A 22795-nucleotide genomic window follows, 5' to 3' on the forward strand; every position below is an offset into this window, starting at 1 on the left:
CAGGTCACTGATTCATCCGCTTCATTCCTACAACGTATCAGCTATTGGGCTGTTGAGCCAAAGTGGACAACTAGCGACTGTGCGGTGAACTACTACGAGGAGAACGTCCACAGTCACGACTGGCAGGACTCCATTAGCGTGGCGATGACCCGCTGGAACATGGACGAGTACCGTGAGGCCTTCCGCGAGGCAGGTTTTCACGTCGCCGCCCAAGACACGATTCCCGACCGCGAGACAGAAATCCCTGCCGAAAGCGAGTTTCCGACCGAGGAGTTCGTGACGCGCGAGGCGATGGTCGAGCGCTATCGAACCTTCGGGACGCTTCTCACCGTCGGCGTCGTTCCTTGAGCACGGCGTTCACCCGGTCGATTCAGGCGTACTCGTCGGGACTCTCCTCGAAGCGTTCCTGGCACTCCGTCGAGTCGAAATAGTACGTCTCGCCCTCGTATTCGGTCTGCTCCGGTTCGTTCTCCTTGTGGATGTCGGCTCCACAGACCGTACACTGCATATCCTCCGATACGCGCCTGCGGCAATACACTCGGTGCCAGCAGTCGCAGGTGTCTCGGTCTCCTCCTCCGATATCGGCAATCGAACCCGCTTTTTCCTCCCGATACGGTGCCGAACGCTGCCGTATCGACGGCAAGCCGTGAATGCTCGGCAGCTATCGGGAAATATTGCCGGGAAGTCCGCAGTAGTGGCGGAACCTGCCGAAAGTACCGGTAATATATACCTCCGCGTCGAAGGGGTACGTGGCCATGAGTGATTACGCAAACGACGTGCTCGTTTCGGCCGATTGGGTCGAAGAGCATCTCGACGAGTTCCAGAGCGACGACCCCGACTACCGACTGCTCGAAGTGAACAATCCGACGGTCACGACCGACTCGGATTATACTGCCTACGAGGAGGGCCACGCCCCCGGTGCGGTCTTCCTCGACTGGGAGGAGGACTTCACCGACCGGACGACCCGCGACATCCTCTCGAAGGACGCCTTCGAGGAGACGATGGGCGAGGCCGGCGTCACCGAGGACAGTACAGTAGTGTTCTACGGCGGCGGCCGCGTCCCCAACTGGTTCGCGCTGTTTGCCTACTGGCAGTTCAAATACTACGGCCACGAGGACGCCCGTGTGCTGAATGGCGGAAAGGACTACTGGGTCGCAAACGACTACCCGCTCACCGAGGAGGTACCGAACTTCCCGAGTCAGGACTACACCGCGCGAGGTCCCTTCGAGAGCATCCGGGCCTATCGCCAAGACGTCGAGCAGGCCGTCGAGGGTGGCCTGCCGATGGTCGACGTGCGCTCGCCCGAGGAGTTCACCGGCGAAGTCATCGCGCCCGAGGGACTCCAGGAGACCGCCCAGCGCGGCGGCCACATCCCCGGTGCGAGCAACGTCCCGACCGCCACAGTGCTCAACGACGACGGCACCTTCAAGTCCGCCGACGAACTCCGCGAACTCTACGCCGATGCCGACATCACCGAAGACCAGTCGGTCGTGACTTACTGCCGGGTCGGCGAGCGCTCCTCGATTGCGTGGTTCGCGCTTGTGGAACTGCTGGGCTTCGACGACGTACAGAACTACGACGGCTCGTGGACCGAGTGGGGCAACATCATCCGCTCGCCCATCGAGAAGGGCGAAGGTCAGCATAACTGACTCGGATAGCCGTAGCAACACTTATTTTTTGGGCAGAGGCCGGTAGCGGTATGACTGAATCGTTTTCCTCGCGGTGGTGGTACGGAATCGCCGCGACGCTCGTACTGTTAGTGTTCGTCTGGGTTGGATGGGCGGGCGTCAGGCTGACCACTACTGTCGTGCCCGGGACTGACCCGGGCCAGCTCGTTCCTCACGGCATCGAATCGCTCGTCTTCCTCCTCGGGACGGTCGTTTTCGTGGCAGCAACGTGGGCGAGTGGACCGATATTCACAATCAGCCTGTTCATGGACGCCCGTCGGGTCCGCCAGAGCAACCTCGATTGGCGACCCAATCAGTATCTGTACGGTCTCGTCGGTCTGGTTCATCTCGGTGCGCTGTTTACCGTCGTCGTTTACGCCGTTACCATGCCCGCTGCGCTGTTCTACCTCTATCGTCGTCATCGGTACGTCGGAACTCCCTGATCGCTCCACACGTCGAACGATGGCCGATTCGCCCCGAGCGAGCGCGTCAAGTGGCTTCAGTCCCTTCACTCTCCAATGAGCGACACCCAGTCCGGCCCGCTCCAGCCGGACCGACCCGGAAAGGACACCCCGTTTCGCGTCGAGGCTCCCTTCGACCCTGCCGGCGACCAACCCGAAGCCATCCAGCAACTCGCCGAAGGATTCCAGAACGGGATGGACGCACAGACGCTGCTCGGGGTCACTGGCTCGGGCAAGACCAACACCGTCTCGTGGGTCGTCGAGGAGATTCAGAAGCCGACGCTCGTCATCGCCCACAACAAGACCCTCGCGGCCCAGCTCTACGAGGAGTTCCGGAACCTCTTTCCCGACAACGCCGTCGAATACTTCGTCTCCTATTACGACTACTACCAGCCCGAGGCGTACGTCGAGGCCAGCGACACCTACATCGACAAGGATGCCTCCATCAACGACGAGATCGACCGGTTGCGCCATTCGGCGACGCGCTCACTCCTGACGCGGGACGACGTCATCGTGGTCGCCTCGGTCTCGGCCATCTACGGGCTTGGCGACCCGCAGAACTACATCGACATGAGCCTCGAACTCGATGTCGGTCAGGAAATCGACCGCGACGAACTGTTGGGCCGGCTCGTGGACCTGAACTACGAACGCAACGACGTGGACTTCACGCAGGGCACCTTTCGGGTTCGGGGCGATACGGTGGAGATCTTCCCGATGTACGGCCGGTTCGCGGTGCGGGTCGAGTTCTGGGGCGACGAAATCGACCGCCTCACCAAGCTCGACCCCTTGGAGGGCGAGGTCCAAAGTGAAGAGCCGGCAGTCCTGATTCACCCCGCGGAGCACTACTCGATTCCCGAAAATCGCCTCGACACCGCCATCGACGAAATCGAGGGCCTGATGGACGAGCGGGTCTCGTATTTCGAGCGCCAGAACGACCTCGTGGCGGCCCAGCGCATCGAGGAGCGCACCACCTTCGACCTCGAAATGCTGCGCGAGACGGGCTACTGCTCGGGCATCGAGAACTATTCGGTGCATCTCTCCGACCGCGACCCCGGCGACCCGCCATCGACCCTGCTCGATTACTTCCCCGACGACTTTCTGACTGTGATCGACGAATCCCATCAGACCGCCCCCCAAATCAGGGGTCAGTTCGCAGGCGACAAGTCCCGCAAGGATTCACTCGTTGGGAACGGCTTCCGGCTCCCAACGGCCTACGACAACCGCCCGCTCCGCCAGCCCGAGTTCGAAGAGCGCACGGGCCAGACGCTCTACGTGAGCGCCACACCCGCCGACTACGAGCGCCAAAATTCCGAGCAGGTCGTCGAACAGATCGTTCGACCAACGCATCTCGTCGACCCCGCCATCGAAGTCTCGCCGGTCGATGGCCAGATCGACGACCTCCTCGAACGCATCGACGAGCGCACCGAACGGGACGAGCGGACTCTCGTGACCACCCTCACCAAACGGATGGCCGAGGACCTCACCGAATATCTCGAAGAGGCCGGTGTCGCCGTCGAGTACATGCACGACGAGACCGACACCTTAGAACGCCACGAACTCGTCCGCGGTCTCCGACTCGGCGAGTTCGACGTGCTCGTGGGCATCAACCTCCTGCGGGAGGGTCTCGACATCCCCGAAGTGTCCTTGGTGGGGATTCTCGACGCCGATCAGGAGGGATTCCTGCGTTCGGAGACTACTCTTGTTCAGACGATGGGCCGCGCAGCAAGAAACGTCAACGGCGAGGTCGTGCTGTACGCCGACGACGTGACCGACTCGATGCAGTCGGCCATCGACGAAACCCAGCGCCGCCGAGAAATCCAGCAGGAATACAACGCAGAGCACGGCTTCGAGCCACGAACCATCGAGAAGGAGGTCGGCGAGACCAACCTGCCGGGGGCCGAAACCGACACCGGCGGGACGGCAACTCTCGAACCCGACTCGACCGACGACGCCAGGGACCTCGTCGCCGACCTCGAAGACCGGATGGACGAGGCCGCCGGCAATCTGGAGTTCGAACTCGCGGCGGACATCCGCGACCGCATCCGCGAACTCCGCGAGGAATTCGCCCTCGAAGGCGAGGACGGCGTTCCGCCCGAGGAGAGCGTACCGCCGGAAGCGGAGTTTTAGCCCGCTGTCCGCTCCGTCGAACGGTTCGATGCGATGAATTCGGCCATCGATTCGTAAAACCCGCACAGTGAGAGGAAAGCGACGACCACGACGGTCGCGAGGAGCGGCATGCTGCTCATGAACATGCGATAACTCGCGAGAACGTAACGCCTGACGAGACGGCAAAGACGAGCAGGGGGCGACCGCCACGCCGAGTCGGTAGCTGCTCCAATTGCGCATCCGTTGGTTCGGCCTTCGGTTGTCGTTCTCTACCTTTTCGGTGAGCCGACGCCGACCGTCTCGGAACCACTACAAACAAACAAATTTGTATTACTGAAAGCAGCATTGGAAAGATTTATCCGAGTTCCGCCTGCTCGTTCGATACGGACGCGGTTTCCGTTCGCCGGGAATCGCCGGACAGCGACCCACAACCAGTCACAACCATGCGCCGACCGACAGTCACACCATGACCGAAGGAGCACAGGCCGCACAGGCGGACATCGTTCGTCGGGCGCTCGACCGAGCGCGCCCGGAGGAGGGAATACTCACCGAGAGTGCTGCCGCGGACATCGTCACCGCGACCGAACGCGACCTCTATGCGGGTGCGACCGACGCGGAGGCCCGCGAGGCGCTCATCGGGGTCCTGACTGCCCGTATCGAGCGCGAGCCACGGTATAGCCGGCTCGCTGCCGCGGTGTTCCGCCATCAGCATTACCGCGATGTCGCCGATGAAGAACCCGGCCCGGAGGGTATCCCTGAAACGCGCTACCGCGAGACGTTCCGTGCGGGTATCGAGCGCGGCGTCGCAGCCGATATTCTCGACGAGCGAATGTGTGAGTATGACCTCGACGCGCTCGCCGACTCCCTCGAACCCGCGCGCGATGACCGGCTCGAATACATGGCGATGACGACGCTCGCTCAGCGGTACTTCCTCACCGAGGGCGAGGACCCGCTCGAACTCCCGCAGGCGTTCTGGATGCGCGTCGCCATGGGCGTCGCGCTCGCCGAACCCGAAGACGAGCGCCTCGCGCGCGCAAAGGAGTTTTACGACGCGCTCTCTACCCTCCGATTCGTCTTCTCGACGCCGACGCTGTTCCACGCCGGCACGACCCACCCACAGCTCTCTTCGTGCTATCTCACGACTGTGCCGGACGATTTGGAAGGAATCTTCGACTCCTACAAGGCCCACGCGAAGCTCTCGAAGTGGTCCGGCGGGCTGGGCAACGACTGGACCAACGTCCGCGCGGCCGGCGCACACATCTCCTCGACGGGTGTCGAGTCCACGGGCATAGTGCCCTTCCTCAACATCTCGAACGACGTGACCGCGGCGATAAATCGGTCGGGAAAACGCCGCGGCGCGGCGTGTGCGTACCTCGAACCGTGGCATCTCGACTTCCCTGCCTTCCTCGACCTGAAACGCAACACCGGCGACGAGCGCCGGCGCACCCACGAGATGAACACCGCGGCGTGGGTGCCCGACCTGTTCATGAAACGTGTCGAAAACGATGAGGAGTGGACGCTGTTCTCTCCCGACGAGACGCCCGACCTTCACTCCACCTACGGCGAGGAGTTCGAGCGGCGATATCGGGAGTACGAGCGCCAAGCCGAAAACGGGGAAATCGACCAGTACGAACGCCACGACGCCGCCGACCTCTGGCGGACGATGCTCACCCGGCTGTTCGAGACCGGCCACCCGTGGATCACGTTCAAGGACGCCTGCAACGTGCGCTCGCCACAGGACCACGCGGGCGTCATCAACTCTTCAAATCTCTGTACCGAAATCACGCTCAACACCTCCGACGAGGAGACAGCGGTCTGCAACCTCGGCTCCGTGAACCTCGCGCGTCACGTCGCGGACGCGGACGACGACGGAGCCATCGAGGGTATCGACCGCGAGCGCCTCGCCGACACCATCGAGACGGCGATGCGGATGCTCGACGACGTGGTGGACCTCAACTTCTACCCTACCGACCGCGCCGAGCGCTCGAACATGCGTCATCGACCTGTTGGCCTCGGCATGATGGGGTTTCACGAGGCGCTGCTCGAACAGGGGATTTCGATGGCGAGCGAGGAGGCGGTCGATTTTGCCGACCACATCGCGGAGTTCCACTCCTATCACGCCATCCTCAACTCCTCACGGCTGGCCGAAGAGCGCGGCACCTACGAGTCCTACGAGAGGTCGAAGTGGGACAGGGATATCTTCCCGCAGGACACCGTGGAACTCCTCGAAGCCGAACGCGACCGCGAGATTCCTGTCGACGTGACCGAACGCCTCGACTGGGAACCGGTCCGCGAGCACGTCGCCACTCATGGGATGCGCAACTCGAACACGATGGCCATCGCGCCGACGGCGACGATTTCGACCATCGCGGGCACCACGCCCTCCATCGAACCGCTGTACTCCAACCTCTACGTCAAATCCAATATGAGCGGCGAGTTCACCGTCGTCAACGACCACCTCGTCGCCGACCTCGACGAGCGCAATCTCTGGGACGGCGAGATGCTCGACCGCATCAAGTACCACGACGGCTCGATTCAGGAGATCACCGAAATTCCGGAGGACGTGCGCGAACGCCACCGCAGCGCGTTCGAAATCGACCCGCGCCACCAGCTCAGGCTCGCCGCCAATCGCGGCATCTGGCTCGACCAGAGCCAGTCGGTGAACGTCTTCTTCCCCTCGACGGATGGCTCGCTGCTCGATGACGTCTATCGGACGGCGTGGGAACTCGGCCTGAAGACGACCTACTACCTCCGCACCCTCGGCGCGAGCCAGTTCGAGAAATCCACCATCGACATGGCCGAATACGGCCGGACGCAGACCCGCAATGTCGAGGAAGCTGGCTCGGATAGCGACGAAACCGACCTCCCGACCGTGGAGGACCCGACCTGCGACGCCTGCCAGTAATGCCCATCACCTACACCACCGACGCCGACGGCCACGACCCGAACAAGATACTGCCCATCGACTACGAGTGGGCGCGCGAGTACTACCGCGACGGCGTGGCGAACAACTGGACGCCCGAGGAGATTCCGATGGGCGAAGACGTTCGCCAGTGGAACGAGGGCGACCTCACCGAGGCCGAGCGCCAACTCGTCGAGTGGAACCTCGGCTTTTTCTCGACCGCCGAGTCCCTGACTGCGAACAATATCGTGCTCGCGGTGTACGACCACGTCACCGCCCCGGAGTGTCGCCAGTACCTCCTCAGACAGGCCTACGAGGAGGCCGTCCACACCGACACGTTCATCTACTGTTGTGATAGCTTGGGCTTCGACCCGGACTACCTCTACGGGATGTACGACCGGATTCCCGCCATCGAGGACAAGGACGAGTTCGTTGTCGACCTCACGCGCGTCATCGACCGCGACGACTTCGAAATCCAGAGTCAGGACGACGTCCGGGCCTTCATGCGCGACCTCATCGGCTTTTACGTCATCATGGAGGGAATCTTCTTCTATGCCGGCTTTGCGATGATGCTCGGCCTCAAGCGACAGGGGAAGATGACCGGCGTCGGTCAGCAGTTCGAGTACATCATGCGCGACGAGTCGCTCCACCTGGGATTCGGCGTCGACCTCATCGACGCCATCCGCACGGAGACCGGCGCGTGGACCGAGGAGTTCGGCGAGGAAGTTCGAGAACTCGTTACCGAAGCGGTCGAACTCGAACGACGCTACGCCCGCGAGGCCTGTCCCGAGGAGATTCTGGGGATGGGACCCGACCAGTTCGCCGAATACGTCGAGTACGTCGCCGACCGCCGCCTCGGCCAGCTCGACCTCGCGCCCGAGTACGACGCCGACAACCCGTTCCCGTGGCTTTCGGAGGCCGCCGACCTGAACAAGGAGAAGAACTTCTTCGAGACGCAGGTCACGGAGTACCGCACCGGCGGCTCGCTGGAGTGGTGAGCGTGGCCGAATCCGACACCGCTGTCGACCACGCGGCTGCCGACTCGACCGCCGAGAGCGCTGGCGAGGCGACGTTGGGTGATTCGCACACCGAGATGAGCGAAATCCTGATGCCCACTGATACGAACAACCTCGGTCAGGCACTCGGCGGCACGGTACTCCACTGGATGGACATCTGTGGCGCAATCGCCTCCCGTCGGTTCTCGGGCGGCCTGACCGTCACCGCCGCGATGGAGGGCGTCGAGTTCCTCGCGCCAATCGAGCAGGGCGACATCGTCACGCTCTCGGGGTACGTCTTCGAGACGGGCCGAACGAGCATGGATGTGAAAGTCGCCGTCACCGCGGAGCGACCCACCGAGGGCGTGGTCCGCGAGACCACGACCTCGTTTTTCACCTTTGTCGCCGTCGATAATTCCCACAGTACGCGACCGGTTCCCGAACTTTCCTGCCCGACCGACGAACAGCGCGACCTCCGCGAGCGCGCGCTTGACCAGCGGCGCGAACACCGCGAACGCACCGGCTAATTCTTGGCGGATGCGGCGGTTGGGATGTTTCTATTCTTTTTCGGACCGCTCGACGACTTCGAGTGATGGCAGGGCGTGCCACTGGAAACGGGGTTTTAACGTACCACGAGAGATAGTTCCGTAACCATGTCGGAATCATCCTCGTTAGAAACTGAAAGTGTGCCCTCGGATTTCGAGTTTGAGACCCGCTCACAGTTGGATATGCTCGTCTTTCTCGTTGCACTCATCGGTGCGGGCGTGACTTTGGGGCCCACAGTGGGGTTCGTCGTCGGTCTCATGTGTGCTGGAATCGCCGTCATCACCCTCGGCCGGCTCTACCGTCGAGAATTTCGATGACTGAATTTGGAGGTTGATATAGCGTACGACGACTGGAATCGAGAGTGAGTTGCTTGCGTGCATCTACAAACCGGGTACTGATTGCCGTTCAAAGTCGCCCGCGAATCGTCGTAGCGGTCTTCTCGCCGACGCCCGCCACCGACTGGAGTTCGTCCGGTGAGGCTCCGCGCACGCCGTCAACGCTGCCGAAGCGCCGGAGCAGTCGCTTTCTGGTTTCCGGCCCGATGCCGGGCACGTCGTCGAGCGCCGTCTTCACCTCGTCGCGCACGGTTTGATGGTACTGGACGGCGAAACGGTGAGCTTCGTCGCGCACCCGCTGGAGCAGGTGGCGCTCGGGCGCGTCGTCGGGCCACGCGAAGCTTCCATCCGTGGTGACGACGCGCTCTTCGGCCTTCGCCAGCCCGACTGCTGGCACATCCCAACCAACCTCCGAGAGCGCCTCGCGTGCGGCGCTCAGTTGGCCCTCGCCGCCGTCGATGAGCAGCAGGTCGGGGGCCGGCCTATCGTCTCGCTCTTCGACCGCTCGCCGTGCGCGCCACGCGACGAGCGCGTGCATGTTCGCGTAGTCGTCGTTTTCGTCGTCGAGTTTCTTCCGGCGGTAGTCAGATTTCGCGGGGCTGCCGTCGACGAACGTCACGTCGCTGCCGACGGCGGCCCGGCCCTGTGCGTGGCTCACGTCGAACCCTTCGATTCTGTCCGCCCGCTCGATGCCGAGTCTGTCGGCGAGCGCCGCGGTTCCGTCGGCCTGTCCGCGCCCACGACGGGCGTTTTTGAGCGCCAGTTCGACCAAAGTCGCTTCGCGCCCCGCACCGGGAACGCGCACCGCGACCCCTTCGCTTTCGAGCCAGTCGTCGAGTTCGTCGTCGCTGAATCGCTCGGAGAGCAACAGTGCATCGGGCAGCGAGCGCTCGGCGTAGTATTGGACGATGAAGGCCGCGAGCACCCCCCCGACCCCCTCCTCGCCGTCGTCGGGCACCGAGAGCGTGTGGCGGTCGCGCTCGACGAGCTGGCCCCCCTCGCTGTGGAGGCGTGCGACTGTCGCACGTTCGCCCTCGACGACCGCACCCAGCACGTCGACCCATTCCTCGCCCGTGTGGGCCGACACGGCCTCACCACCGCCCTCGTGGAACGACTCGACGACTTCGAGTTTGTCGCGCAGGTTCGCGGCCCGCTCGAAGTTCTTTCCATCCGTTGCGCGCTCCATCTCGCGGCGCAGCGGGTCGGCGAGCACTCCCGTACTTCCCTCGAAGAACTGCTCGACCGACTCGACATTAGCGATGTACTCCTCGGCCCCTATCTCGCCGGTACACGGCGCGGTACACAGACCGATATCGTAATCGAGACAGGGCCGGTCGCGCCCGGAAAATTTATGCTCCGAACAGCCCCGCACGCCGTAGGTCTCCCGGAGGGCTTTCACCACGGTTTCGACCCGTCCGCGCTCGGTGTACGGCCCGAACGCCACGGCTCCGGGGTTCGGGTCGCGGGTGATCTCGATGCGCGGGAACTCGTGGTCGGTGAGTTGCACGAGGGGGTAGGACTTGTCGTCCTTCAGGCGAACGTTGTAGCGGGGCTGGTGGCGCTTGATGAGGTTCGCCTCCAGCAAGAGCGCTTGCGTCTCGGTATCCGTCACCGCACACTCGATTTCCTCTGCCCGCTCGACCATCTTCCCGATGCGGTACGAGCGCGGGTCGGCGTACGAGCGCACCCGGTCGCGGACGTCGACGGCCTTTCCGACATAGAGGGTCGTCTCGCCGTCGCGGAACTGATAGACGCCCGGTTCGCGCGGGAGGTCGCCGGCGCGCTCGCGGACGTGCGCTGGGTCCATCGGCTACTGAAGGCGCGCGAGGCGCTTCAGTCTGACGCGTTCTCCTCGTGTGGCGAGCGCGCGGCCTCCGGACCGTGGCCGTCGAGGCTGATGATGTTCTCGCGGCCGATGGAGAGCTTCTCGACGGTGCCCTCCTCGTTCATCGACGAGAGTAACCGGCTCACCTTCGCCTTCGACCACTCGGTTCGCTCGACGATCTGTGATTGCTTCATCCGCCCGCCATGCTCGCGCAGCAGCGCCAGCACGCGGTCCTCGTCGGTCATCGGCATCGGTTCGGCGACCTCGGTCGTGGACTCCCCACTTGTCGAATCCACACCGTCGTCCGGGTCGGCTCTCGGCTCGGAGTTCGCGTTCGAACCCAGAGTCAGTAGCTCGCCGGAGCGTTCGCGCCATTGTCGGCGGCCGAACACGCCGATGGCCACGAGGACGGCGACGACGAGCACTAGTCCGACGACGAGCCAGACCGGCGTCAGGTCGTTCGTCGGGTTCGTGCCGAGGGTTGCCTCAAGCGGGTCGGCGAGTCCGTCGCCGTCGGTGTCGCCGGTCGTCGGGTCGGTCCCGCGCTGGATTTCGATACCGTCGCGGATGCCGTCGCCGTCGCTGTCGGGGTCCTGCGGGTCCGAACCGTACTGGTTGACCTCCGCGCCGTCGGTCAGCCCGTCCGCATCCATGTCCGGGTTCGAGACGTTGTAGCCCGCCTCGACCTCGCGGGCGTTGGCCAGCCCATCGCCGTCGAGGTCGCCCTGTCGTCGGAGCACCGCCACCGGAACGGTCGTGCGGTCGAGCACCGTCGCGTTGCTCTCGTTCGAGAGCTTCTGGAGTTCGACGACGAGGCCCTGCTGGCCGGTGGTGTTCGCCGGCCACGTGACGTTCGCGAACTCGGCGGTGCCGTTCGTTCCCGCCGACAGCGCTTTCGGGTTGCAGTCGAGTTCGTCGACCGCTTGCTCCCGGTCGGCACCGAGACAGACGCGATAGTTGCGCGCCTCGGGGTAGTCCGTGAATTCGACGCTGACGTTGACCGATTCGTCGCTCCAGAGATACGTCGAGCCGTTGCCGGATTCGGTGGCGGCGATGACGCCCTCGCCCGACACTTCGACCTCGCCGATGCCGGCTCCGGACTGGGCGACGGCCGGGACGGCGGCGCTGGCGAGCACCACCAGACAGAGTATTCCCGCCAGTACGCGCGCGCCATCGCTCATCCTTCGCATACCCTCGGCGTGCGCTCGGTATTATACTGTCGGTCAACAGGGAACTGCACGTATCGTGTCCTGACGGTCCCAACGGCGGCCCTGTCGTCGAGTCGGCAACACCGTAGAATCGACCGGCGACGACGCACGTCGGACGGTCGCGTCACTATCGTCGATAAAAACGAACGGTCGGCAGCGCCGACCGCGTCGCGATGTCGAGAGGGCTGGGGACCGGATCTAGGCCGCCATCTCGGTCGTCGTGTTGCCCATCATCTCGGTACCCATGTCGGTACCTTCCATCATGGTCGTCTCCTCGCCGCCCATCATGGTGGTTTCCTCGCCGCTCATCTCGGTTCCTTCACCGCCCATCATAGTCGTCTCCTCGCCGCTCATCGCTGTCGTTCCTTCACCGCCCATCATTTCGGTCTCTTCACCGCCCATCATGGTCGTCTCCTCGCCGCTCATCGCTGTCGTTCCTTCGCCACTACCGTTGCCGCTGCCACCGCCGCCCATACAGCCGGCGAAGACGAGCAGCGCGGCAACGAGACCGACCGCCAGAACGCGCCGTGAGGGAAGCCGCTCCCCGAGCGCGCCGAATCGTTTGCTTGTCATGCGTTCTGCACTCGACACCAGCAGCCTCGACCACATAAATAGCCCGTCCTGTTCCGACTGTTGCGCACCGTTACGGCCCCTGACGACGTATTTCACGCCCATTTCGTTACAGTTATATAATATTTGTCGGACGTGCGGCAGACCGAAGTCAGCCACTCTGACTCCGTGCTCCCGAGCCCGCGAGTCGCCCCCCGTCGTTCGCGGTCGACAGTCGCCTTACGGTCTCGGAATACGGCGTGAAACCCCCATGTGTGTTCGGATATTCTACCGTTTCACGCCCGAAACAGTAGGATATCCTATCTTTTTGGTGTTCGATACCGCCTGAATGCCGTGGAATAACTCGAAATATGACGAAATATTGGCCATTTCTGCGTGAGGGGCCCTCCCGAGAGCACCGAATGGGAAGGCCCATACCGTGGTGCCGAAAACACCCGCACATGGCAGCCATCGAACTCGATGGGGTGACCAAGCGCTACGGCGGCGGGCTCTCGGGACGTTCCGAGCCCGTCGCGGCGCTCTCGAATCTCGACCTGACGGTCCGTGAGGGCGACATCTATGGCTTTCTCGGGCCGAACGGGGCGGGGAAATCGACGACCATCAACGTGCTGCTCGATTTCGTTCGGCCGACGGCGGGGAGCGCGCGTGTACTCGATCTCGACGCCCGTACCGAGAGCCAGCGCGTGCGCGAGCGCGTCGGCGTGCTCCCGGAGGGGTTCTCGCCGTACGACCGCCTGACCGGCCGCCAGCACCTCGATTTCGCCATCGAGTCGAAGAACGCCGACGACGACCCGGCCGACATCGCCGAGCGGGTCGGCATCGCCGACGCCATCGACCGCACGGCCGGTGGCTACTCGAAGGGGATGGCCCAGCGCCTCGTCCTCGGGATGGCGCTCATCGGCGAGCCGGACCTGCTGATTCTCGACGAACCCTCCACGGGGTTGGACCCGAACGGTGCGCGCGAGATGCGCGACATCGTTCGCGCCGAGCGCGACCGGGGCGCGACCGTGTTCTTTTCGAGCCACGTCCTCGGACAGGTCGAACCGGTCTGTGACCGTGTGGGTATCCTCCGGGACGGCGAACTCGTCGCCGAGGACACCGTCGAGGGGCTGCGCGAGGCAGCGGGCAGTGGGACAACCCTCGTAATCGACGTCGAGCGCCTTCCCGACGACGCGGTGGCGGCGGTCCGCGCGCTCGACGGCGTTTCGACGGTCGAAGCCGACGACCAGCGGCTGACCGTCGACTGTGCGGACGGCGCGAAGACGACAGTGTTGTCAACGCTCGAAGACAACGGCGTGCCGGTGGCCGACTTCGATACGGTCGGAGGCTCGCTGGAGGAGGTCTTCGCAAGCTACACGACCGACGAACAGGAGGCGCGCGCGTGAGCACGCTCGCGGTCGCCCGGAAGGATTTCCGGGATGCGCTCCGCTCGCGGGTACTGCTCGGACTCACAGGCTTGTTCGTGCTGTTCGTGGCGGGAGCCTCGTACTTCTTTGCACGGATTCAGCCACAGCCGGGAACGGGCGGTGACCCGACGGCGCTGGTGCTCATCTTCTCGCTGCTCACGCCCGCGAGCCTGTTCGTCCCGATACTCGGGCTGGCGCTCGGCTACAAGGCCGTCGCCGGCGAGCGCGAGAGCGGGCGCATCAAGCTCCTGCTCTCGCTGCCCCACTCCCGGCTCGACGTCGTTCTCGGGAAGGCGCTCGGCCGTACTGGCGTTCTGGTCGTGCCGGTCGTCGTCGGCTTCGCGGTCGGCGCGGCGGTGATCTTCTGGCAGTCGAGCCGCTTCACCCCGGTGAACTACGTCGCGTTCGCCTTCGCCACCGTCCTGCTCGGCCTCGCCTACATCGCCATCGGGGTCGCGATCTCGTCGGCGACGACCTCGACGTTTCGGGCACTCATCGGCGGTCTCTCGCTGCTCGCCGTCCTGGAGTTCCTCTGGAGACCGGTGCGCATCGCCATCGTCTATCTCGTGAACGGACTCAGTCTTCCCCAGCAAGCACCCGGCGACTGGTATTTCTTCCTACAAACCCTTCCGCCCGGCAGCGCGTACAGCAACGCTGCGCGGTCGCTGCTCCCGAAGAACCCGACGACGCTCGCCATCACCGGCCCGACCCCCGACGCGTTCTACCTCCAGGACTGGTTCGGGTTCGTGATTCTCGCGGTCTGGATCATCGTCCCGCTCGCGCTCGGCTATCGCCGCTTCGAGCGCACCGACCTCTGACGACCGTCAGAGCTCGATACCGCGCTCACCCAGTAGCTCCACGAACTCCTCCTCGGTGAGTTCGGGCACGCCCTCCTGCTCGGCGTCCTCGCGCTTCGTCTGTCCGGGATTCTTGCCGACCACGAGGTAGTCGGTGTTGCCCGAGACGCTGCCCGTACTACTCGCACCATGCCCTTCAACGAGGCTCTCGGCCTCCTCGCGCGTCAGTTCCGACAGCCCGCCGGTGAACACGAACGTCTTGCCGGCGAGTGCGTCGCCGCGCTCGCGCTCGACCGATTCGGGGTCGACGCCGCGCTCGCGCAGGCCGGCGACCGTCTCCCTGTTTCGCTCGCTGTCGAAGAAGTCCCGAATCTCGCTCGCGACGCGCGGGCCGATGTCCGTAACTTCGCGGAGGTCGACCTCGCTCGCGTCCATCAGCGCGTCCAGCGTCCCGAACTCGCGGGCGAGGCTCTCGGCGGTCGTCGACCCTACCTCTGGCACGCCGAGCGCGGTGAGGAACTCGGCAAGCGGCGGCTCTTTCGACCTGTCGAGTTCGGCCCGGAGGTTCGCCGCGCTCTTCTCGCCCCATCCATCCAACCGGGCGAGGTCGGTCTCCCGCAGGTCGTAGAGGTCGGGAATCGAGGTCACCAATTCTGTATCCAGCAACTGGTCGATGCGCTCCTCGCCCAATCCCTCGATGTCCAGGCCCTCGCGGCTGGCGTAGTGTTCGAGCGCGCGCTGGAGTTGGGCGGGACAGGCCACTCCTCCTGTGCAGAACGCGAGCGGACCGTCGCGTTCGATGGCGCTGTCACAGACCGGACAGGTTTCGGGAAACTCGAAGACACCTTCACCGCCGTCCTCGACCACCTCGACGACGTAGGGAATCACGTCACCCGCGCGTTGGAGGCGCACCCGGTCGCCGGTGTTCACCCCCAATTCCGCGATTTCGCCGGGGTTGTGCAGCGTCGCGCGCGAGACCTCGACGCCGCCGACCTCCACGGGGTCGAGCAGCGCGACCGGCGTCGCCCGCCCCGTGCGGCCGATCTGCACCGTGATATCCGTGATTTTCGTGACCTCGCTCCGGGCGGGGAACTTGTAGGCGTAGGCCCATCGCGGCGCGCGCGCGGTCGCTCCCAATCGGTCGCAGGCCGCGAGGTCGTTGACCTTGAACACGGTGCCGTCGATTTCGTAGTTCAGGTCTTCGCGCGCCTCGCCCGTTCGGTCGCGGTAGTCGATGGCGTCCTCGATGTCCGAAACGACCGCCACCCGGTCGTTGACCGGTAGCCCCAACTCGCGCAGCTTCTCGTACTGTTCTTCGTGACTCGTGAACTCGTGACTCGTGTCGAGCACGCCGAAGAAGAAGCAGGCGAGCGGCCGTTCGGCGGTGACGGCGGGGTCGAGTTGGCGGAGCGTGCCCGCGGCGGCGTTACGGGGATTCGCAAAGGGGTCGTCGCCGCGCTCGACGCGCTCGCGGTTGTGCTCGGCGAAGGCATCACGGGGCATGTAGACCTCGCCACGCACGGCCAGATAGTCGGGATACGCCCCACGGAGGCGTTGTGGAACGGACCTGATGGTCCGGACGTTCTGGGTCACGTCGTCGCCCTCGCGGCCGTCCCCGCGGGTCGCGGCGCGCTCGTAGGTACCGTCCTCGTAGATGACTTCGATGGAAAGCCCGTCGAACTTCGGTTCGCAGAGGTACTCGACGTCGGGGTCAGTATCGGTCTCGCTCGACTCGTAGTTCGTGAGCGACTGCTGGCCCTCGGGAGTACCGAGTTCGCGCCTGACCCGCTCGTCGAACTCCCTCACCTCCTCGGGGTCGCCGCTCGAATCGATGGAGAGCATCGGCGCGACGTGTTCGACAGTAGCGAGTTCGTCGAGCGGTTCGCCGCCGACCCGTTGAGTGGGACTGGTCTCGGTTGCGATGTCGAAGGCGTCCTCCAACTCTTCGAGCCGGGCGAACAGCGCGTCGTAGGCCCGGTCGGGAATTTGGGGGTCGGCTTCGACGTAGTAGCGGTGGTCGTGCTGTCGGATGGCCTCGCGCAACTGTTCGGCCTGCCCGCGGGCCGCTCCCTCGGCGAGGTCGTCGGGGTCTTCGAACTCCGTGGGCGGGTCGCGGAGGTAGGGATTCTCCGCAGCCGCAGCGTCCGAACGCGTCATTTTCCCGGGCTACTCCCCCGCTCCGCTTAGGCCGTTCGCCTCACTGTCGTCGTCCTATGGAACCCGAACACTGGCCCGCGAACGCTCCTCCTACCCTCGGTTCTCGACCTCATAGAGGCTCGAACGGAGGGCCTCGTCCGACTGTGGAACCACCTCGGATTGGCGTCTGATGGTCTCGGCGATTTCCGGGCTGAGTCCCTCGTCGGTTGGTCTGTTGCACTCCACCAGGTTCCCGCTCGGGTCCCGGATGTACGTCTGTATCGACCCGTCCGGAAGCTCGTATACGGCCGGCGTCGTCTCGTCGAAGTAGTCCTCGAAGAGGTCCCCATCCAGCGCCACGCGGTAGACCTCCTCGAACCGGTCGACGTGTAGCGCGAGATGGTGATGCTCGGGGGCGTCGACGTCACGCTCGAACAGATGTAGCTGTCGGTCGCCACACCGCAACCACTCCACCGGGACGTCGAAGTCGGGCGACGGTATGCGCTCCATCCCGAACAGGTCGGTGTAAAAGCGGACCGACTCGTCGAGGTCGTTCGCGGAGATGCTCACGTGGGTGAATCTCACGGACTCCATCGCCTCCGCTTGCTCCCCCGGTTCCAAAAGTCTCAGCATGGTCACCACAGTTGGGACCGATGGCGGTGGCCGCCTACCGGGAACCCGTCCGCCACAACCGGCCGTGTCGTGGCAAGATGGAGCGATACCGGCGAGGTTTATGTGAACCGGGACGCACAGTCGAATATGAGCGATGACTTCCTGCTGTTGAATCCCGGGCCGGTGCCCGTCACCGAGGAGGTCCGCGCGGCGATGGACGAATCGATGGTCTCACACCGCTCGACGGACTTCGAGACGGTCTACGAGCGCGCACAGGACGGACTCGAATACGTCTTCGAGCACTCGACGCCACAGGAAAGGGCGACCAGCGCCGGTGGGACCAGTCTCATCCTCAACGGCACGGCGACGATGGGAATGGAGGCCGCCGTCGCCAACCTCGTCGACGCGGAAAGCGAGGTCGTCGCCCTTGTCAACGGGAAGTTCGGCCGGCGATTCAAGCGCATCGCCGAGCGCTATTGTCACGTGACGCCGGTCGAGGTCGGGTGGGGCGAGGCGCTCGACCCCGACACGGTGGCCGAGCACGTCACCGACGACACCGACCTCGTGACGATGGTCCACAACGAGACCTCGACTGGTATCCTGAACCCCGTCGCCGTGGTCGGCGAGATCGCCGCCGACCACGACGCCCGCTTCGTCGTCGACGGCGTGACTTCCATCGGCGGCGATGTCTTCCGCATCGACGACTGGAACGTCGACATCGCCATCACGGACTCCCAGAAAGCGCTCGCCGCGCCGCCCGGAATCAGCGCGCTGTACGTGGCCGACCGGGCGGTCGAACACCTCGACGGCGAGCGCGCGCCCTTTTACGCCGATCTGGAGTGGCACCTCCGGAAAGCCGAACAGCACCAGACGCCGTTCACGAGCGCCGTCTCGCTGTTTCGGGCGCTCGCGGTCGCCGTCGAGGACATCCAATCGGAAGGGATGGAGGCACGCATCGAACGCCACCGCCGGCAGGCCGCCGCCTTCCGTGCCGGCTTTGCGGCGATGGGACTCGATGGGTTTCCGACGCTCGACGACGCCAGCGAGTACTCGAACACCGTCACGGCAATCGCCCTGCCCGATGGGGTGCGCGAAAATCCCGACGACTTCTTCGATGCGGTCGCCGAGCGTAACGTCTCCATCAGCGGTGGACAGGCCCACCTCGGTGGCGACATCTTCCGGGTGAGCAACATGGGCCAACTCGCCGACGAGCAGGTGCTTCGCGGCATCGAAACGGTTGGCGAGGCGCTCGCGGCGGTCGGCCACGACGTCGATTCCGCGGCTGGCCACGACGCGGCGCGTGCGGAACTCTAACCCTCTTCGCTCGCGTCCTCGACATCGATTTCGGTCCAGTCGGTGTCCGCCGACGCCTCAGGTCCGAACGCCGCGCCCGTTCCGCGGACCGCGTCGCCGAGTCCCTCGCCGAGCCGTTCGCCGTCGCCGATTGATTTGACCTGTTCGGCGAGCGCGTCGATGTCGACGTTCTCGACGAGCGCCACCGCGGCCGCCTCGCCGACGCGACCGCCGACCTCGCTGCCGGCCGATTCCTTCACGACGCGACCGAGCAGCCCGCTACTGCTCGCACCTTTGGCGGCCAGCCGCCCGACGAGCGCACCGAGGACCCTTCCGAGTCGTTCGTACTCGACGGCGTCGTCGAGCGCCGCACCCTCGGCGAGCGCCTCGACGTCGATACCCTCCAGTAGCTCCGTGATGGTGTCGCCAGCGAAGTACGCCTCCATTCCGCGTTCGATTGCTTCTTCGGGAGTGTCGTCTGCCATTGTTGAAACCTATGGCGGCCGACGGATATGAATGTTCCCGGCACACGCAACCGGCGGATCTGTGCGAGCGCCGCATAGTCGGATGGGATTTATCCGACTGACGCCCCTTCGTTAGCCGTGAGCAACGAATCGATTTCTGCCCCCGATTTCACCCTTCCGAGCACCGCCGGCGGCGAGGTCACCCTCTCCGAGACGCTCGAATCCGGTCCCACAATCGTCCTCGTCAACCGTGGCTACTGGTGTAGTTTCTGTGCCGAACAGTTGGGAACGTACAGCGAGGTCGCCTACGACCTCTGGTTCAACGACGGCGTGGACATCCTCCCCGTCGTCACGAGCGAGCGCGAGAAACTGGTCGAGATGCGCGACCGCTTCGATTTCGATTTTCAACTACTTGCCGACCCGGATGGCGAGGTCGCCGACCAGTACAGCGGCACCGAGCAGACGAGCCACGGTCTCACGGGCGTCGTCGGCACCTACGTCATCGACGGCGACGGCGATATCCGCTACGAGCAGGTCGCCGACGGTCTCACCGACCGCACCTACGGCAACTGGGTCCGGTATTTCATCCGCAACGACTTCGAGGACCCCTTCGGCGACTGACGACAGCACTCCCGGACGCTGCACCGACCGCGAACGAGCCGATTTTTCGGATGAAGACGCGACTGATGAAACAATTTGACTGGTAGCGGTGGCGCGCGGGAGCGCCGTAGGCGCGACTCGCGCGAGGGATGACTGAGCGAGCGTAGCGAGCGAAGGAATCGGTTGGGGAGGGTGTGGCCTGCGGTTCTCGTTTGTATCGGAAACAGATGTGACGAATCGGCTGTTGTCGTTGTATTTTCGCTCGATTTGATTTTCCACGCCGGTGCATTCCATCTTGACCACTCTCCACCACGACGACCGGCGACACTTGCCGTAACTCGTGGTTATAGATGGGTGGCGATATATGCACTGCATACATGACCGACGCAGAAGGGCGCGGGTTCGGCACGCGCTGTGTCCATGCCGGGCAGGGCACGGATACGGCGACCGGGTCCCGCGCGCCGCCGCTGTATCAGACGACTTCTTACACCTTCGACGACGCCGACCGCGCCGCGGACCTCTACGCGCTTGAGACCGAGGGCGACGTCTATTCGCGGATTTCGAATCCCACGGTTTCGATGCTCGAAGACCGTCTCGCGGACCTCGAAAACGGCGTGGACGCGCTCTGCACCGCCTCGGGGATGGCCGCCCTCGACGCCGCAACGTTCGTCCTCGCCGGGGCGGGCGACAACGTGGTGAGCGCCGCCTCCATCTACGGCGGGACCCATGCCTATCTCAGCCACACCGCCCACAGAAGAGGTATCGAGGCGCGCTTCGTCGACACGCTCGACGCCGCGGCCTACGCCGACGCCATCGACGAGCACACCGCCTACGTCCACTGTGAGACGATTGGCAACCCCTCGCTCGTCACGCCGGACATCGAGGAAATCGCCGACGTGGCCCACGACAACGGTGTGCCACTATTCGTGGACAACACCTTCGCCACTCCTGCATTGTGTCGCCCGCTCGACCACGGCGCGGACCTCGTCTGGGAATCGACCACGAAGTGGATTCACGGCGCGGGCACCACGGTCGGCGGCGCGCTCATCGACGGCGGCTCGTTCCCGTGGAGCGACTATCCCGAGAAATATCCCGAAATCGGCGGCGACAATCCCGCTTTCCACGGCTTGAACTTCACCGAGGAATTCGGCGACCGCGCGTTTACCGCCGCCGCCCGCCAGCGCGCCGTCCGGAGCCTCGGCGCGAGTCAGTCACCCTTTGACGCGTGGCTCACCCTTCAAGGACTCGAAACCCTCCATCTCCGGATGGAGCGCCACGCCGAGAACGCCCGCCGGGTGGCCGAGTATCTCGACGACCACGAGTCGGTCGCGTGGGTCGCCTACCCCGGACTGGAGGGCCACGAGACGCACGCGAACGCCCGCGAATACCTCGATGGCGGATTCGGCGGGATGATAGCGTTCGGCCTTTCAGGAGGGTACGAGGCGGGCAAGCGCCTCTGTGAGGACGTCGAACTCGCCAGTTTCTTGGCAAACGTCGGTGACGCGAAGACATTGGTGATTCACCCGGCGAGCACGACCCACGCCCAACTCTCCGAAGCCGACCAGCGCGCTTCAGGCGTGACTCCCGACCTCGTGCGGCTCTCCGTTGGCATCGAGGATGCGGATGATATCGTCGCCGACCTGGAGGCGGCCATCCGATGACGACGCGCGAGACCCGCTCGCTGGGTCCGTTCACCTTCGAGTGTGGCGAGTCCATCCCGGACCTCGAACTCGCCTACGAGACCCACGGCGAGTTCACCGGCGACAATGCCGTACTGGTCTGTCACGCGCTCACCGGAAGTCACCACGTTGCCAGCGGTGGGCGAGAAGGCGGCTGGACGGCCGAAACGGACGGACAGGCCCGTGCGTGGTGGGATGACGTCGTCGGTCCCGGCAAGGCCATCGACACCACCGAACAGTTCGTCATCTGTGTGAACGTGCCCGGCTCCTGCTACGGCTCGACGGGACCGGCCGCGACGAATCCCGACACCGGCGAGCCCTATGGAACTGACTTCCCGCCGGTCACGGTCACGGACTGGACGCGCGCCCAGCGCCGTCTGTGCGATGACCTCGGGATTTCGACCCTCGCAGCGGTCGTCGGCGGCAGCGTCGGGGGGATGAACGTCCTCGAATGGGTGAAACGCTATCCCGAACGCGTCGAGCGCGCCATTCCTGTGGCGGCCGCCGCCCGGCTCGACGCCCAGTGTGTCGCCCTCGACGGCATCGCCCGCCGGGCCATCACGACCGACGACGACTGGGCGGGCGGCGATTATTATGGGAACTCCGAACCCGACGACGGACTGGCGCTCGCACGCCAGCTCGGCCATCTGATGTATCTCTCGAAGGACTCGATGGCCCGGAAGTTCGGTCGGCGCGCCGCCGGCCGGGACGCCACCCGCGAGGACTTCCCCATCGACCCCGCGGCGGGCTTTTTCCCCTATCGGGATGTGGAATCCTATCTCGATTACAACGCCAGCAAGTTCGTCGCACGCTTCGATGCGAACAGCTATCTCTACCTCACGCGCGCGATGGACGACTACGACCTTGCGGCCGGCTGCGCCTCTGACGCCGACGCGCTCGCAAACTTCGATGGTGAGGTGCTCGTGATGAGCTTCACCGGCGACTGGCATTTCACGACCGAGCAGTCCGAGGCACTCGCCGCGGCGTGTCGCACGGCGGACGTCGATGTCGCCCACCACGTCGTCGACTCAGACCACGGCCACGACGCGTTCCTCGTCGAACCCGGAAACGTCGGCCCGCCCATCGCCGATTTCCTCGCCCACGGCACCGCCGGCCGCGCCGTGACCGATACGACCACCGAGACCGGCGAGGCGTTCGCGCCCGTCCACGCCAGCCTGTTCGGCGACTGAGTT

The 22795-nt window shown here is 64.7% G+C and carries 21 protein-coding genes and 1 pseudogene; 14 read left to right on the forward strand and 8 right to left on the reverse strand.

The features are described 5' to 3' along the window. Positions 1-348, forward strand: a pseudogene (locus tag ACQUQO_RS11605) (class I SAM-dependent methyltransferase); the annotation flags it as partial. A gap of 22 nt (positions 349-370) precedes the next feature. Here ACQUQO_RS11605 and ACQUQO_RS11610 read toward each other — a convergent pair. Next, complete coding sequence (locus ACQUQO_RS11610; protein WP_435078181.1) at positions 371-508, reverse strand: YHS domain-containing protein; 138 nt, start codon at positions 506-508, stop codon at positions 371-373. Positions 509-755: 247 nt separating this feature from the next. Between ACQUQO_RS11610 and ACQUQO_RS11615 the strand changes: the two genes are divergently transcribed. From ACQUQO_RS11615 to uvrB, 3 genes are all read left to right on the forward strand, one after another. Beyond that, positions 756-1649, forward strand: a complete 894-nt coding sequence (locus tag ACQUQO_RS11615) for a sulfurtransferase (RefSeq protein WP_435078182.1) — start codon at positions 756-758, stop codon at positions 1647-1649. A 50-nt stretch (positions 1650-1699) separates the two neighbouring features. Further along, positions 1700-2110 (forward strand): hypothetical protein, encoded by a 411-nt coding sequence (locus tag ACQUQO_RS11620; RefSeq protein WP_435078183.1) that lies wholly within the window; start codon positions 1700-1702, stop codon positions 2108-2110. Positions 2111-2185: 75 nt separating this feature from the next. After that, entirely contained in the window at positions 2186-4255 is a 2070-nt protein-coding gene (gene uvrB, locus ACQUQO_RS11625; protein WP_435078184.1) for an excinuclease ABC subunit UvrB, read from the forward strand. On the opposite strand, the gene ACQUQO_RS11630 is transcribed toward uvrB, so the two are convergent. Continuing rightward, complete coding sequence (locus tag ACQUQO_RS11630; RefSeq protein WP_435078185.1) at positions 4252-4374, reverse strand: hypothetical protein; 123 nt, start codon at positions 4372-4374, stop codon at positions 4252-4254. The two genes, uvrB and ACQUQO_RS11630, sit on opposite strands and share 4 nt — an antisense overlap. Positions 4375-4700: 326 nt before the next feature. Between ACQUQO_RS11630 and ACQUQO_RS11635 the strand changes: the two genes are divergently transcribed. From ACQUQO_RS11635 to ACQUQO_RS11650, 4 genes are all read left to right on the forward strand, one after another. Continuing rightward, a complete protein-coding gene (locus ACQUQO_RS11635; protein ID WP_435078186.1) occupies positions 4701-7139 on the forward strand; it encodes a ribonucleoside-diphosphate reductase subunit alpha in 2439 nt (812 codons plus the stop codon). Continuing rightward, positions 7139-8134: a ribonucleotide-diphosphate reductase subunit beta gene (locus tag ACQUQO_RS11640; RefSeq protein WP_435078187.1), complete on the forward strand. Its 996-nt coding sequence runs from the start codon at positions 7139-7141 to the stop codon at positions 8132-8134. Before ACQUQO_RS11635 ends, ACQUQO_RS11640 begins: the two co-directional genes overlap by 1 nt. 95 nt (positions 8135-8229) lie before the next feature. Then, entirely contained in the window at positions 8230-8658 is a 429-nt protein-coding gene (locus tag ACQUQO_RS11645; RefSeq protein WP_435078279.1) for an acyl-CoA thioesterase, read from the forward strand. A 126-nt stretch (positions 8659-8784) separates the two neighbouring features. After that, positions 8785-8994 (forward strand): hypothetical protein, encoded by a 210-nt coding sequence (locus ACQUQO_RS11650; RefSeq protein ID WP_435078188.1) that lies wholly within the window; start codon positions 8785-8787, stop codon positions 8992-8994. 88 nt (positions 8995-9082) lie between these two features. On the opposite strand, the gene ACQUQO_RS11655 is transcribed toward ACQUQO_RS11650, so the two are convergent. From ACQUQO_RS11655 to ACQUQO_RS11665, 3 genes are all read right to left on the reverse strand, one after another. Beyond that, positions 9083-10819 (reverse strand): excinuclease ABC subunit C, encoded by a 1737-nt coding sequence (locus tag ACQUQO_RS11655; protein ID WP_435078189.1) that lies wholly within the window; start codon positions 10817-10819, stop codon positions 9083-9085. A 26-nt stretch (positions 10820-10845) separates the two neighbouring features. Beyond that, positions 10846-12018 (reverse strand): DUF7343 domain-containing protein, encoded by a 1173-nt coding sequence (locus tag ACQUQO_RS11660; protein WP_435078190.1) that lies wholly within the window; start codon positions 12016-12018, stop codon positions 10846-10848. Positions 12019-12243: 225 nt separating this feature from the next. Next, entirely contained in the window at positions 12244-12618 is a 375-nt protein-coding gene (locus ACQUQO_RS11665) for a hypothetical protein (protein WP_435078191.1), read from the reverse strand. Positions 12619-13055: 437 nt separating this feature from the next. Between ACQUQO_RS11665 and ACQUQO_RS11670 the strand changes: the two genes are divergently transcribed. Beyond that, on the forward strand, positions 13056-14000 hold the full coding sequence (locus tag ACQUQO_RS11670) for an ABC transporter ATP-binding protein (RefSeq protein ID WP_435078192.1): 945 nt from the start codon (positions 13056-13058) through the stop codon (positions 13998-14000). Further along, on the forward strand, positions 13997-14839 hold the full coding sequence (locus ACQUQO_RS11675) for an ABC transporter permease (RefSeq protein ID WP_435078193.1): 843 nt from the start codon (positions 13997-13999) through the stop codon (positions 14837-14839). Before ACQUQO_RS11670 ends, ACQUQO_RS11675 begins: the two co-directional genes overlap by 4 nt. Before the next feature lie 6 nt (positions 14840-14845). Here the strand turns inward: ACQUQO_RS11675 and ligA are convergent, their stop codons facing one another. Both ligA and ACQUQO_RS11685 read right to left on the reverse strand, forming a co-directional pair. Next, positions 14846-16975, reverse strand: a complete 2130-nt coding sequence (gene ligA / locus ACQUQO_RS11680; protein WP_435078194.1) for an NAD-dependent DNA ligase LigA — start codon at positions 16973-16975, stop codon at positions 14846-14848. A 90-nt stretch (positions 16976-17065) separates the two neighbouring features. Beyond that, positions 17066-17548: a VOC family protein gene (locus tag ACQUQO_RS11685; protein WP_435078195.1), complete on the reverse strand. Its 483-nt coding sequence runs from the start codon at positions 17546-17548 to the stop codon at positions 17066-17068. Between the two features lie 165 nt (positions 17549-17713). Between ACQUQO_RS11685 and ACQUQO_RS11690 the strand changes: the two genes are divergently transcribed. Then, the gene (locus ACQUQO_RS11690) at positions 17714-18880 is read left to right on the forward strand and encodes a pyridoxal-phosphate-dependent aminotransferase family protein (RefSeq protein ID WP_435078196.1); all 1167 of its coding nucleotides are present in this window, start codon (positions 17714-17716) and stop codon (positions 18878-18880) included. On the opposite strand, the gene ACQUQO_RS11695 is transcribed toward ACQUQO_RS11690, so the two are convergent. Next, entirely contained in the window at positions 18877-19344 is a 468-nt protein-coding gene (locus tag ACQUQO_RS11695; protein ID WP_435078197.1) for a hypothetical protein, read from the reverse strand. The two genes, ACQUQO_RS11690 and ACQUQO_RS11695, sit on opposite strands and share 4 nt — an antisense overlap. Positions 19345-19461: 117 nt before the next feature. On the opposite strand from ACQUQO_RS11695, the gene ACQUQO_RS11700 reads away from it, so the two are divergent. The 3 genes from ACQUQO_RS11700 to metX all read left to right on the forward strand — a co-directional run bounded on the left by ACQUQO_RS11700 (position 19462) and on the right by metX (position 22792). Next, complete coding sequence (locus ACQUQO_RS11700) at positions 19462-19944, forward strand: peroxiredoxin family protein (RefSeq protein ID WP_435078198.1); 483 nt, start codon at positions 19462-19464, stop codon at positions 19942-19944. A gap of 356 nt (positions 19945-20300) precedes the next feature. Continuing rightward, complete coding sequence (locus ACQUQO_RS11705) at positions 20301-21584, forward strand: O-acetylhomoserine aminocarboxypropyltransferase/cysteine synthase family protein (protein WP_435078199.1); 1284 nt, start codon at positions 20301-20303, stop codon at positions 21582-21584. Beyond that, complete coding sequence (gene metX / locus ACQUQO_RS11710) at positions 21581-22792, forward strand: homoserine O-acetyltransferase MetX (protein ID WP_435078200.1); 1212 nt, start codon at positions 21581-21583, stop codon at positions 22790-22792. Before ACQUQO_RS11705 ends, metX begins: the two co-directional genes overlap by 4 nt. Positions 22793-22795 lie beyond the last annotated feature (3 nt).

This window comes from Halococcus sp. AFM35 (assembly GCF_051195015.1).
Taxonomy (GTDB): Archaea; Halobacteriota; Halobacteria; order Halobacteriales; family Halococcaceae; genus Halococcus.

Coding starts and splice junctions, on each gene's coding strand:
- ACQUQO_RS11650 (WP_435078188.1), top strand. CDS start 8,785: ATGTCGGAATCATCCTCGTTAGAAACTGAAAGTGTGCCCTCGGATTTC.
- ACQUQO_RS11690 (WP_435078196.1), top strand. CDS start 17,714: ATGAGCGATGACTTCCTGCTGTTGAATCCCGGGCCGGTGCCCGTCACC.
- ACQUQO_RS11610 (WP_435078181.1), bottom strand. CDS start 508: ATGCAGTGTACGGTCTGTGGAGCCGACATCCACAAGGAGAACGAACCG.
- ACQUQO_RS11705 (WP_435078199.1), top strand. CDS start 20,301: ATGACCGACGCAGAAGGGCGCGGGTTCGGCACGCGCTGTGTCCATGCC.
- ACQUQO_RS11635 (WP_435078186.1), top strand. CDS start 4,701: ATGACCGAAGGAGCACAGGCCGCACAGGCGGACATCGTTCGTCGGGCG.
- ACQUQO_RS11660 (WP_435078190.1), bottom strand. CDS start 12,018: ATGAGCGATGGCGCGCGCGTACTGGCGGGAATACTCTGTCTGGTGGTG.
- ACQUQO_RS11645 (WP_435078279.1), top strand. CDS start 8,230: ATGAGCGAAATCCTGATGCCCACTGATACGAACAACCTCGGTCAGGCA.
- ACQUQO_RS11695 (WP_435078197.1), bottom strand. CDS start 19,344: ATGGCAGACGACACTCCCGAAGAAGCAATCGAACGCGGAATGGAGGCG.
- ACQUQO_RS11655 (WP_435078189.1), bottom strand. CDS start 10,819: ATGGACCCAGCGCACGTCCGCGAGCGCGCCGGCGACCTCCCGCGCGAA.
- ACQUQO_RS11665 (WP_435078191.1), bottom strand. CDS start 12,618: ATGACAAGCAAACGATTCGGCGCGCTCGGGGAGCGGCTTCCCTCACGG.
- ACQUQO_RS11630 (WP_435078185.1), bottom strand. CDS start 4,374: ATGAGCAGCATGCCGCTCCTCGCGACCGTCGTGGTCGTCGCTTTCCTC.
- ACQUQO_RS11685 (WP_435078195.1), bottom strand. CDS start 17,548: ATGGAGTCCGTGAGATTCACCCACGTGAGCATCTCCGCGAACGACCTC.
- ACQUQO_RS11640 (WP_435078187.1), top strand. CDS start 7,139: ATGCCCATCACCTACACCACCGACGCCGACGGCCACGACCCGAACAAG.
- ACQUQO_RS11615 (WP_435078182.1), top strand. CDS start 756: ATGAGTGATTACGCAAACGACGTGCTCGTTTCGGCCGATTGGGTCGAA.
- ACQUQO_RS11620 (WP_435078183.1), top strand. CDS start 1,700: ATGACTGAATCGTTTTCCTCGCGGTGGTGGTACGGAATCGCCGCGACG.
- uvrB (WP_435078184.1), top strand. CDS start 2,186: ATGAGCGACACCCAGTCCGGCCCGCTCCAGCCGGACCGACCCGGAAAG.
- metX (WP_435078200.1), top strand. CDS start 21,581: ATGACGACGCGCGAGACCCGCTCGCTGGGTCCGTTCACCTTCGAGTGT.
- ligA (WP_435078194.1), bottom strand. CDS start 16,975: ATGACGCGTTCGGACGCTGCGGCTGCGGAGAATCCCTACCTCCGCGAC.
- ACQUQO_RS11670 (WP_435078192.1), top strand. CDS start 13,056: ATGGCAGCCATCGAACTCGATGGGGTGACCAAGCGCTACGGCGGCGGG.